Genomic DNA, 12,014 nt, shown 5'->3' on the forward strand with positions numbered 1-12,014 from the left:
ATAATAATCAAAAATTAGGAAAATGAATTACATAATTGATGATGTTGATAAGAAAATTTTGATGTATTTGATTGACAATACAAGAATGCCATTTACAGAAATTGCAAAGAAAATGAATGTTTCTGCTGGTACTATTCACGTACGTGTCAAGAAATTAGAGGAGGCTGGAATCATCAAAGGAACTACACTAATTACAGATTATGATAAAATGGGTTATCAGTTTGTTGCGTATGTAGGATTGTTACTTACAAAAACAAACAAAACTCAGAAAGTGATAGATGAATTATATAAAATTCCTAACGTAACAGTGGTTCACGTTGTGTCTGGAAAATATAATATTTTCTGTAAAATTCGTGCAAGAGATACTTCTGATGCGAAAGATGTTATCTACAAAATTGATCAAATTGATGATGTATTGAGAACAGAATCTATGATTTCGTTAGAAGAATCTTTTAACGATAAAAATAGATTGATGCATTCAATTTTTCATTAAAAATAAATTTCAATTTATTAATCATCCCACAAAATGACAGACGAAGAAAAAGAAAAATATTTTCAGGTCGCTCTATGTTCAAGTCTCGTACTTTTCGGGTTTGATGGAGAAGATCTCAAAATATTGGTGTATAAAAAACTAAACGATCCTTTCAAAGGAGCATTGGTTTTGCCAGGAAAATATATTGCGCCAACGGTAAGTAACGATCAAGCAATTCACGAATTGTTGATTGAGAAAATTGCTTACGATGAGCATCAAACATATATTGAACAATTGAAAGCTTTTACAAAAGTTTTTCGTAATCCATTAGGACGTGTTGTAAATGTTGCTTATTACGCTTTGGTTAAATTGACACCTCAAATAGAGGAAAAAGTGAAAACACAAGGTGGAGAATGGTATGCTTACGACCGTGTTCCGGATTTGGCTTTTGATCACAATGAGATTGTAAAATATGCAAAAGAGCGTGTGAAACGTCGTGTAAAACGTCGTCCAGTAGGATTTAACTTACTTGGAGATGAGTTTACAATTGCGCAATTGCAAAGTTTGTATGAAAAAGCCTTGAATCGTGAGTTGGATAAACGTAACTTTAGAAAGAAAATCTTTAACTCAAATTTAATTATCGAAACAGGTAATACAACAGATCCTAAACAACATCGTAAAGTATCTAAATTGTATCGTTTTGATGAAGAAAAATACGAAAAATTGAGTTTGAAAGGATATGATTTCTTATTTTAAAATAAAGCTATGACAGATCAAAAAGTAGAACAAAATCAAGAACGTGACGATATTTTTGACACAAAAGTTTTAATGTCGGATAATACCAAAACAAAAGATTTGAAACACGAAGGAAACAAAACATCATTCCTTTTCAAGTCAATGATCTTTATAATGGTTTTCTTGATTTTGAGTATTCTTTATCGTGGTTATCAATTATTGGTGACAAATGATTATTTGTTCCGCCAAATGATGAACGAAGATGCGCCAGAAATGCCAAAATGGTATCCAATTTCGACTCTTGTTTTAGGAGTTATTGCATTGATAGGTATCTTTTTAGTGAAATCTTATAAAAGAATTGGTGTATATATGGTTGTGACATCATTATTTGTGTCAGCAGCAATGCAGCCCGAATTTATGGCAGATGGAACACTTTTTACCATGTTTACATTATTTGTGTTTATAGGTTATGGTTTAGCGATTATCTATCCATATTGGCACAAGTTTAAATAAAAACTTAATAAAGTCTAGAAAAGAGGTTACAATTAGTTGTGACCTCTTTTTTTGATGCTGAATTATTTGTATTAATATCATTCAATATGAATATTTTAAGCATGTTAATTGTTTAAGTTGATAAAAAAACTGCTTAAATAAAGTGAATATGAGAATTTAACGGCTATATTTGTCTTGTGTGGAAAAAATATAAATTAAAAGTACAAAATGGATTGTATTTCAGTATTTGATATGCTCAAAATTGGCGTTGGTCCTTCAAGTTCGCATACTTTAGGTCCTTGGCGCGCTGCAGAAGCTTTTCTGAAAGAATTGGATGCTGCATCTATCTTTAATAAAATTACAAAAGTTCGTGTAGATTTGTACGGCTCTTTATCGCTTACGGGTAAAGGACATGCAACTGATTATGCAGTAATGTTAGGGTTAAGCGGTGCTGATCCTGAATATATTCCTGTTGATGATATTTCGAATATTATTAATACAATCAATACAAATAAACAATTAAATTTTGGAAATAAATTTTTAATTGATTTTAATCCCGAAACTGATATCGTTTTCAATCGTGAGTTTTTATCTTTTCACGCTAATGGAATGATGTTTACAGCTTTCTATGAGAACGAAGAATTATCTTCTACGTTTTATTCGATAGGGGGAGGATTTATTACAAAAGAGGATGATAGTGCTACCAATACAGATGTCACTTGTGCTTTTCCATATTTATTTAATACATCAACAGAATTATTAGAATTTTGTTCGAAAGAAAATAAATCGATTTCTGAAATTATGTTCGAGAATGAAAAAACAATTCGAACTGAAGATGAAATTCACCACGAATTAATGCGTGTTTGGAATACTATGTTAGAGTGTATGTACATTGGTTGTCATACAGAAGGTATTTTACCAGGCGGATTGAACGTGAAACGTCGTGCTTACGATATGCACAAAAATTTGGTTGGAGCAACACCTTATTCTAATTCACAAGAATGGATTGCATCAATCCGAAAAACCAAAGTATATTTTCGTCAAATCTTGAAATGGGTGAGTTGTTTTGCTCTTGCTGTTAATGAAGTAAATGCTTCGTTAGGTAGAGTTGTAACAGCGCCAACAAATGGAAGTGCAGGAGTTATTCCAGCAGTTTTGATGTATTATTTGGTGATCGAAAATCATAAAGCTGGTCAAAAAGAGATTGAACAATTCTTAACAACAGCAGGAGTTATTGGTTCTATTTTTAAGAAAGGAGCAACTATTTCTGCGGCAATGGGAGGTTGTCAAGCTGAGATCGGCGTATCTTCAGCTATGGCTGCAGCTGCATTATGCGAATTAATGGGAGGAACTCCTGCGCAAGTAACAATGGCTGCCGAAATTGCAATGGAACATCATTTAGGTTTAACATGCGACCCGATTGGTGGTTTGGTACAAATTCCTTGTATCGAGCGTAACACAATGGGAGCGATTAAAGCGATAAATGCAGCAGAATTAGCACTGGATACAGATCCGTTGACTGCGAAAGTTCCGTTAGATAAAGTTGTGAATACGATGTGGAAAACTGCAAAAGATATGAATAATAAATACAAAGAAACTTCTGAAGGAGGTTTGGCAGTTGCTGTAAATATTGCAGATTGTTAGTAACTTATTTATTATCAGTAAAATAATATTATGTGTATTAATTGTAAGGATTATGAATGTGTGTTGTGTATTTCAAAAATAATCCTTACATTTGCACAGCCTTTTAGAGTTAAGGTACGGATGTTAAAGAATATTCATTTAGGGATTTTTTAGGCTGCTCAGCCATTTAATTTTATTCTTTCATATCTGTTGGTTAAATAATTTAAAATAAAACCGTGATATGAAATATAAATGAATTTCATTATCTCGGTATCGTATCTAACATGATTACATTCAAAGAATTAGGACTTCAAGAAGAAATCCTAACTGCAATTGAGAAAATGGGCTTCGTTAACCCATCTCCAATCCAAGAAAAAGCTATTCCTCAAATCCTTTCATCAGATCAAGATGTTATTGCATTGGCGCAAACAGGTACAGGAAAAACTGCAGCATTCGGGCTTCCGGTTTTAAATCAATTAGACAGCAATTCAAAATCAGTACAAGCAATTATTTTGTGTCCTACTCGTGAATTATGTTTACAAATTGCAAAAGAATTAGAATCTTTTTCTGCAGATATGCGTGGAGTACGTGTACAGGCAGTTTACGGTGGTGCTGACATCGTTAAACAAATTAGAGGATTAAAAGATAATCCGCAAATCGTTGTAGGAACGCCAGGTCGTACAATGGACTTAATCAAACGTGGCGCATTAAAAATTAATGACATCACTTGGACAGTTTTAGATGAGGCTGATGAGATGTTGAACATGGGATTCCGTGACGAAATTGATTCTATCTTAGAAACAACTCCAGAAGAAAAACAAACTTTATTATTCTCAGCTACAATGCCTTCAGAGGTTCGTCGTATCGCTTCAGAATATATGCACAATCCAGTTGAGATTGCTGTAAGTAAAGTAAATACTGCATCAAAAAATATCGAGCATCACGTTTACTTAGTACGTTCTTCTGATCGTTACTTAGCTTTAAAACGTTTGGCCGATTATTACCCAAATATTTATGGTATCGTTTTCTGTAGAACTCGTCGCGAAGCGAAAGACGTAGCAGATAAATTGATGCAAGATGGTTACAATGCAGACGCATTACATGGAGATTTATCACAATCACAACGTGATCACGTGATGGAGAAATTCCGTAACCAAAATATTCAAATCCTTGTTGCAACAGACGTTGCTGCTCGTGGTATTGACGTAAATGAGTTGACTCACGTAATCAACTTCAATTTACCAGATGATCCAGAAGTTTATGTACACCGTTCAGGACGTACAGGACGTGCGGGTAACAAAGGAATTTCTATCATTATTTCAGGAGGACGTGAAGCGCGTAAAATTAGAGATTTAGAAAAATTAATTGCTTCTAAAATCGAGCCTAAAAATGTACCAACTGGAGCCGAAATCTGTGAAAAACGTTTAATTTCTTTAATCGATAAAATCGAAAATATCGAAGTTGATGAAGAATTAATCGAGCCTTACATGGAAACTGTAAATGAAAAATTGGCGAACTTAGATCGTGACGATTTATTAAAACGTTTCATGACAGTTGAGTTCAATTCTTTCTTAGAATATTACAAAAACACGAAAGATATTTCTTCTGAAGGAGATCGTGGTGATAGAGGAGATCGTTCTTCTAACCGTCGTGGTGGACGTGATTTCTCTCGTTTCTTTATTAATATTGGTCAAAAACACAATTTACGTGTTCCAAACTTAATTGGTTTAATTAACGAGCAAACTCGTAATCGTAACATCGAAATCGGAAAAATTGAAATTTTACGTAATTTTTCTTTCTTCGAAGTTGATACACAATTCGAATCATTAGTGTTAGAATCTTTCAAAGATGCACAACGTGATGGAGTAGACTTAGATGTTCAAATCTCTAAACCAGAACCTAGACGTGGTGATGGTGAGCGTCGTGGTGGAGATCGTCGTCGTAATGACAGAGGAGATTCTCGCGGACGTGGTTTCAATAGCCGTCGTGATAATGACCGTGAAAGAAGTGGAGGTTATCGTGGTGGAGATCGTGATCGCGGAGGAGACAGAGGTGGATTCCGTGGAGGTGATCGTGACCGTGATTCTAGAGGTGGAGATCGTGGTGGTTACCGTGGAGGAGACCGTAATAGAACAGGAAACTCAAGAAGAGGTAGAGATTAATATATTCTCAATAAAAAATAACAAAAAGGATGATTTTATAAAATCATCCTTTTTTATTCATAAAACTTCTGTTTGAATAAATAATTTTTCTATATTTATTCAAAACCACAAATAAATGACAGTACAAGAATTGTTTAGCTCTATTCGATTATCCATCGAAGAAGAGAATTATACGCAATTAAAACAGATTAAAATTTTCAAACCAGAGAAATTCAATTGGGTGAAGGATATTTTTGAGCCTTATAATGTTGCTCAATTAGGAACTCAAAAAGGTTTAATTTGGAAGTATAATGAAGAACGAGAAGATTATACTTTTCAGAATTTAGCTGATAAATACAATCAATTTTTAAACTATTTAAGAAACAAAGGAATTGTACAAGGAGACAAAATGTTTTCTCAAGTTCCATTATTACCGATTACTTGGATTGGTTATTTGGCTTCTATCAAAGGTGGATTAATTATTATTCCAGCCGCAACAACTTTAGAAGCAAGGGATTTAACGTTTAGATTCGAGTCTTCTTTTCCAGAAGTTGCTTTAGCAGATCAAGCAAATGCATCGAAAATAGATGAAGCAGAAGCAAAATTTGATAAAAAGATTAAGGTAAAATTAATCACAGAAGGCGAGCGAGAAGGTTGGATAAATATCAATGAGTTATGGAAAGAATCTATTCAAGCTGAGGCTGCAGATACAAAACCAGACGATGATTTATTCTACTTTTTTACTTCAGGAACGACAGGAATGCCGAAAGTTGTGGTGCATACGCATTACACTTATCCGCTTGGAGGTTTCACGACTTCTTCTTGGGTTGGAATGAAAAAAGGTGATTTACATTATAATATTTCTCAACCAGGTTGGGCGAAATTCTTTTGGAGTAGTTTTTTTGCTCCATGGAATATGGGTGCGACAATTTTGGGTTATCATTCAGATAAATTTGTTCCGAAAGAACAATTACAAACCATTCAAGATTTGGGTGTAACAACTTTTTGCGCACCACCAACAGCTCTGCGTGTATTGATTTTAGAAGATTTGAAAAGTTATGATTTCAAACTTCGTCAATGTGTTGCAGCTGGTGAACCGCTTAATCCAGAAATTATAGATGTCTGGAAAGAAGGTACAGGAATTACGATTCGTGATGGTTATGGACAATCAGAATCAACTGCGATGATTGCGAATTTGCCAAATGAGAAGATTAAATATGGATCGATGGGAAAACCTGCGTTTTTATACGATATTGTGATTGCTGATGATGATGGAAATATTGTACAAGATTGCGAAGAAGGAAATATTTGTGTTGTGCATAATGAAGAAACCATCAATGGAATTTTCAAAACTTATTTGATTCAGAAAGATAAAATGGCGAAAGTTTTCAAGCATGGATTATATTATACAGGAGACAAAGCTTATAAAGACGAAGATGGTTATGTTTGGTTTGTTGGGCGTGATGATGATGTGATAAAAGCGTCTGATTTCCGTGTAGGACCATTTGAAGTAGAAAGTGCTTTGTTAGAGCATGATGCCATTATGGAAGCTGCTGTTGTGGCAAGTCCGCATGATTTGAGAAGTAATGCTGTAAAAGCTTTTGTTATTTTAGCACCTGGAAATGAAGCTTCGGAAGAATTAGCAAAAGATATTTTTAGATATACAGAAGAGCATTTAGCACGTTACAAAATTCCACGTATTGTGCAGTTTGTGGAGAGTTTACCAAAAACAATTTCAGGAAAAATACGTCGAGTGGAATTGCGTAACCAAGAAGCTGTTGATAAAAAGAATAAAACGATTATACCAAACGAATATTTTCACGAAAAATATTAGTCGAGCTTAAAATTAACACACAAAAAAACCACTTCAAACGAAGTGGTTTTTTAATATCAAATAATTTTATAATTTTTCTTCTATATATTCCTGAATTTTATTCGTAATAATTGGAACCGCTATCATAATCAATCCAGAAATTAAAATTTTTGTAATTCCCTTCATTGGATATTTTTTTGAAGCTTTATCTCCAGCCCAATTTAATGCACTTTCAACTTTAGAAGAAGTAAAACTTGTATCGGATTTTAAGTTTGTTACAAGATTAACTGCTTTATTTACAAATGAATTTTCATGTTTATTTTCAGCAACTTTCATTTGTAATTTTAGTTTACGTTTTGCCATTCGCAAATCGTCTAAATTTTTTATCGCAGACATTTGTTCTTTATTCTTCATCGTCGTCATCTTCCTGGTTAGACATAGCTTCCATCGCGTTTTCTACGGCAATATTTGTCAAGAAAAGTTTTAATTTCTTTCTAAATAGAATAGAAAAAACCATCATTAAGAAATAAATTCCAGTTACAGCAAGAAAACCTAATCCTGTATCATTAAAATAACCTCCCAAAATAAATCCTAATGCTAAACTTCCTAATAATAATAGAAACAAAGAAAATACGGCAATAATTAATACATAAATACCGCTCGCCAACATATTACTCAGCGAATCTACGAGATCGTATTTAGCTAAAGTTATTCTATTATTAATATAAACTTTTAGTTCATTAAACATAAAATTGATTTATTTCAGACAAAGTTAATTATAAATTTTAAGGAATGTTGTATTTCGAAGAAATTAAACTCCTACGTTTTCTTGAAATTCGTCTTTTAAATCTTCTTTTGTTTGGTTTGCTTTAGATTTTAAATCTTTTCCAGCTTCTTTCGCTTTTGCTACAAACTCGTCTTTTTGTTCTGCTAATTTTGATTTTACTTCGTCTAATTTAGCTTCTAATTCTTTTTTTGTTTTTTTCGCTTTATCAGAAAAATCATTCGCGTATTTGTCTAACTCTTTTTTGTATTTGTCAGCTTCTTTTTTTAATTTTTTGCGAGTGTCTTTCCCTGATTCTGGCGCATATAATAAACCTACTACTGCTCCGATTGCTGTTCCAATTGCTAAACCTGCTAATAATTTAGTTGCATTATTTAATTTACTCATAATAAAGTTTTTTTTGAGATTAAACGTTTTTTATATTTACACTTTAAAATTACAAAAACAATACCAAAGAATTCAAATCAAATTTTAAAAATTACAATAAATGTTAATATTATCTGAAAAATCACAAAATATGCCAGCTTCTCCAATCAGAAAGTTGGTGCCATACGCAGATGCAGCGAAAAAAAGAGGAACGAAAGTTTATCACTTAAATATTGGACAGCCCGATATTGAGTCGCCAAAAGCTGTTTTAGAAGGATTGAAAAATTTTCCTTCAAACATTATTTCTTATACGCACTCAGAAGGAACGTTGGAATATCGTCAGGCTTTGGCAGATTATTTTACAAATCGCGGAATTGAATTAACGCCAGAAAATTTTATTGCAACATTAGGAGGTTCGGAAGCTTTATTATTTATTTTCGGAATTATTGCAAATCCAGGAGATGAAATTATTATTCCAGAACCTTTTTATGCAAATTATAATGGATTTACATGTGAAAACGATGTAAATATTGTTCCAGTTCCATCTACAATTGAAAATAATTTTGCATTACCTGCAGTAGAAGAGTTTGCAAAAAAAATTACAGATAAAACACGTGCTATATTAATTTGTAATCCAGGGAATCCAACAGGTTATGTATATTCGAAAGAAGAATTAAATCAATTGAAAGATTTGGTTTTAGAGCATGATATATATTTAATTGCGGACGAAGTTTATGCAGAATATTTATATACAGAAGAAGAATTTACATCTGTTTTAAGTTTCCCAGAATTGAAAGATAATGCAATTGTAATTGATTCTGAATCGAAACGTTTTTCTTTATGTGGAGCTCGTTCTGGAGCTTTAATTACACGTAACGAGAAATTCTTAAAAGCAGCAATGTTATATGCTCAAGCGCGTTTAAGTCCAGTTGAAATTTCTCAGTACATTGCAACATTAGCACACAGAAACGTAGGAACTTATTTTGAAGATTGTCGTACAGAATATTTAAAACGTCGCAACACTTTGGTAGAAGGTTTACAACAAATTCCAGGTGTTGTTTGTCCAAATCCAAAAGGAGCATTTTATTGTATGATTCAATTACCTGTAGATAGTGCAGAAAAATTTGCAATCTGGTTATTAGAATCTTTCTCATCAAATGGAGAAACAGTAATGTTGGCACCAGGAGCAGGATTTTATTCAACTCCAAATTCAGGAATTCAAGAAGTTCGTTTGGCTTATGTTTTGAAAGAAGAAGATTTGGTTCGTTCTGTCGAAATCTTGAAAGAAGCTTTAGAACAATATCCAGGAACAATTAGATCATAAGAAAAATACGAAGATGGAAATCATCGAAAATTATTCATTAAAATTATATAACACATTTGGAATAGAAGCGAAAGCAAAATATTTTGCTGATGTTGCAACTATTCAAGATTTGCGAAAAGTTTTGGTTTTTCGTCGTCAAAAAGATTTACCTATTTTATTTATAGGAGGAGGAAGTAATATGCTTTTTGTAGACGATTTCCCTGGAATTGTGTTAAAACTGAATTTGAAAGGAATCGAAATTATCAATGAAGATGATGATTTTGTGTATGTAAAAGCGCAAGGAAGCGAGAATTGGCATAATTTTGTTGAATGGACGTTGCAAAATGATTTCGGAGGATTAGAAAATCTTTCGTTGATTCCTGGAAATGTTGGTACTGCACCGATGCAAAATATTGGTGCGTATGGCGTAGAGGTAAAAGATTATATCGAAGAAGTTCAGACATTAGTTCTGGAAACGGGTGATGAACGTACTTTTACAAATGAAGAATGTCAGTTTGGTTATCGCGAATCTGTTTTTAAAAATGAATTGAGAGGTCAATATGTCTTGGTGGCAGTTACGTTTAAACTGACAAAGAAAAATCATAAACTTCATGTTGATTATGGTGCAATAAAATCTGAATTGGAAAAGGAGCAAATTTTTGATCCAACGATTCAAGAAATTAGTGCAGCTGTGATCAAAATTCGTCAAAGTAAATTACCAGATCCTTCGCAAATAGGGAATTCGGGAAGTTTCTTTAAAAACCCTGTGATTTCGAATGAAGAATTTGCTGAGATTGAAAAACTTCATCCAGAAATTTCTCATTTCAAAACTGATTTAGGTGTAAAATTAGCTGCTGGTTGGTTAATAGAACACGCAGGTTGGAAAGGAAAACGTTTTGGAGATGCGGGAGTTCACGACAAACAAGCTTTGGTCTTGGTGAATTATGGAAATGCAACAGGACGCGAAATATATGATTTGTCTGAACGAATTATAGAAGATGTGAAAGCCAAATATGGCGTAACATTGGTTAGAGAAGTCAATATTATACAATAAATTAAATCCCGCTTTCAGCGGGATTTTTATTCTTCTTCTTTATTGATTTTTAATTTAGAAATTCCAATTATTAATATAATTCCGAATGCTATGTATAAAAGTTTTTCGAGAATATTTGTTACTATATTTAGTTCATAAATTGAAACACCAAGATATTCTTTTATAGATAATCTTATTATTGATAATAGTAATATAGAAATTGTTATGAAAATTAGATAATTACTAAAACTTATTTTTTTTCCGTGAGCAACAATAGAAATAATTAATAATAAAATATCGAATACGAAGTGAAGGACTAAAATTACTTTAGTATACAAAATTAAAAAATCCGGATCCATATATTTATTTATAATTTGTAATAATCTCCACAATTTTATCCAAACCATCGGTTAAAGCAGCAGGACCAGGTTGTAAAATCAATTCAGATTTTATTTCGTATAAATGATTTTGTTGAATAGCTTTTACGTTTTCGAAACCAATTCGTTGTTTTACTTTTTCGGGTTTGAACATTTTACCACACCACGAACCGATAATAATATCAGGATTTCGTTCAATCACTTGTTCATCCAACAAAATACGATCTTTAGCTAAAGCTTTATTTTTGAGTTCTGGAAAAGCTAATTTTCCACCAGCAATTTCTATCAAATCATTAACCCAAGCGCTTCCCGAAATAATTGGTTCGTCCCATTCTTCAAAAAATACTGTTGGGCGATAGGGAAGAAGAGTTGCTTGTTGTTTTACTTCTTCGAGTTTCTTTTCGTAAAATTCGACTAATTTTAATCCTTTATCTTGACAACCAATCAATGAAGTAAATTGCACAATCATATTTAAAATTTCATCAACTGTTCGGTGATTAAAAATAAAAACATTAATTCCTCTTCTAATTAATTCTGCTGCAATATCAGCTTGTAAATCAGAATATCCTACAACAAAATCTGGCTTCAAATTGATGATATCTTCAAATTTAGCATCTAAAAAAGTTGAAACTTTAGGTTTTTCTTTTCTTGCTTGTGGCGGACGATAGGTAAAACCACTAATTCCTACTAAACGATGTTGTTCGTTAATGTTATACATAATTTCAGTTCCTTCTTCGGTTAAGCAAACAATGCGTTGAGGATATCGATTTGATGACATTTTGGTTTGATGTTAAATTGATGTGAGGTATAAAAATAAGAAATTCATACCATTTTGTATGATATGAATTCCTTTTGAAAAAACTATGAGTAAAAAT

13 protein-coding genes are annotated in these 12,014 nt (G+C 32.6%); 8 read left to right on the plus strand and 5 right to left on the minus strand.

Features of this window, described 5'->3' with window-relative positions; all coding sequences use genetic code 11:
* Nucleotides 1-22: 22 nt before the first annotated feature.
* The 6 genes from B3M86_RS00490 to B3M86_RS00515 all read left to right on the plus strand — a co-directional run bounded on the left by B3M86_RS00490 (nucleotide 23) and on the right by B3M86_RS00515 (nucleotide 7,297).
* The gene (locus B3M86_RS00490; RefSeq protein WP_038336320.1) at nucleotides 23-493 is read left to right on the plus strand and encodes an Lrp/AsnC family transcriptional regulator; all 471 of its coding nucleotides are present in this window, start codon (nucleotides 23-25) and stop codon (nucleotides 491-493) included.
* 33 nt (nucleotides 494-526) lie between these two features.
* Nucleotides 527-1,228, plus strand: coding sequence for an NUDIX hydrolase (locus B3M86_RS00495; RefSeq protein ID WP_038336322.1), 702 nt, complete (start codon nucleotides 527-529; stop codon nucleotides 1,226-1,228).
* A gap of 9 nt (nucleotides 1,229-1,237) precedes the next feature.
* Nucleotides 1,238-1,720 (plus strand): hypothetical protein, encoded by a 483-nt coding sequence (locus B3M86_RS00500; RefSeq protein WP_219034200.1) that lies wholly within the window; start codon nucleotides 1,238-1,240, stop codon nucleotides 1,718-1,720.
* Between the two features lie 207 nt (nucleotides 1,721-1,927).
* Nucleotides 1,928-3,343 (plus strand): L-serine ammonia-lyase, encoded by a 1,416-nt coding sequence (locus B3M86_RS00505; protein WP_291075686.1) that lies wholly within the window; start codon nucleotides 1,928-1,930, stop codon nucleotides 3,341-3,343.
* A gap of 263 nt (nucleotides 3,344-3,606) precedes the next feature.
* Nucleotides 3,607-5,484 (plus strand): DEAD/DEAH box helicase, encoded by a 1,878-nt coding sequence (locus B3M86_RS00510; RefSeq protein WP_125350223.1) that lies wholly within the window; start codon nucleotides 3,607-3,609, stop codon nucleotides 5,482-5,484.
* A 115-nt stretch (nucleotides 5,485-5,599) separates the two neighbouring features.
* Nucleotides 5,600-7,297 (plus strand): AMP-binding protein, encoded by a 1,698-nt coding sequence (locus B3M86_RS00515; RefSeq protein ID WP_219034202.1) that lies wholly within the window; start codon nucleotides 5,600-5,602, stop codon nucleotides 7,295-7,297.
* 66 nt (nucleotides 7,298-7,363) lie between these two features.
* Here B3M86_RS00515 and B3M86_RS00520 read toward each other — a convergent pair whose 3' ends face one another.
* The 3 genes from B3M86_RS00520 to B3M86_RS00530 form a co-directional block, all read right to left on the minus strand.
* Nucleotides 7,364-7,690, minus strand: coding sequence for a hypothetical protein (locus tag B3M86_RS00520; RefSeq protein ID WP_115000004.1), 327 nt, complete (start codon nucleotides 7,688-7,690; stop codon nucleotides 7,364-7,366).
* The gene (locus tag B3M86_RS00525; protein ID WP_115000006.1) at nucleotides 7,680-8,024 is read right to left on the minus strand and encodes a phage holin family protein; all 345 of its coding nucleotides are present in this window, start codon (nucleotides 8,022-8,024) and stop codon (nucleotides 7,680-7,682) included. The genes B3M86_RS00520 and B3M86_RS00525 overlap by 11 nt, the downstream gene beginning before the upstream one ends.
* Before the next feature lie 63 nt (nucleotides 8,025-8,087).
* Entirely contained in the window at nucleotides 8,088-8,447 is a 360-nt protein-coding gene (locus B3M86_RS00530; RefSeq protein ID WP_125350224.1) for a YtxH domain-containing protein, read from the minus strand.
* 100 nt (nucleotides 8,448-8,547) lie between these two features.
* Here B3M86_RS00530 and B3M86_RS00535 point away from each other — a divergent pair, with 100 nt between their 5' ends.
* Together B3M86_RS00535 and murB are read left to right on the plus strand one after the other, a co-directional pair.
* A complete protein-coding gene (locus tag B3M86_RS00535) occupies nucleotides 8,548-9,750 on the plus strand; it encodes a pyridoxal phosphate-dependent aminotransferase (RefSeq protein ID WP_221854791.1) in 1,203 nt (400 codons plus the stop codon).
* A 13-nt stretch (nucleotides 9,751-9,763) separates the two neighbouring features.
* Nucleotides 9,764-10,783, plus strand: a complete 1,020-nt coding sequence (gene murB / locus B3M86_RS00540; protein WP_219034205.1) for a UDP-N-acetylmuramate dehydrogenase — start codon at nucleotides 9,764-9,766, stop codon at nucleotides 10,781-10,783.
* Nucleotides 10,784-10,809: 26 nt separating this feature from the next.
* Here murB and B3M86_RS00545 read toward each other — a convergent pair whose 3' ends face one another.
* Nucleotides 10,810-11,121 (minus strand): hypothetical protein, encoded by a 312-nt coding sequence (locus B3M86_RS00545; RefSeq protein WP_219034206.1) that lies wholly within the window; start codon nucleotides 11,119-11,121, stop codon nucleotides 10,810-10,812.
* A gap of 4 nt (nucleotides 11,122-11,125) precedes the next feature.
* Nucleotides 11,126-11,917 (minus strand): cobalamin-binding protein, encoded by a 792-nt coding sequence (locus tag B3M86_RS00550; RefSeq protein WP_286495573.1) that lies wholly within the window; start codon nucleotides 11,915-11,917, stop codon nucleotides 11,126-11,128.
* Nucleotides 11,918-12,014: the final 97 nt, after the last annotated feature.

The organism is Empedobacter sp. UBA6305, assembly GCF_002440405.1.
Lineage (GTDB): Bacteria > Bacteroidota > Bacteroidia > Flavobacteriales > Weeksellaceae > Empedobacter > Empedobacter falsenii_B.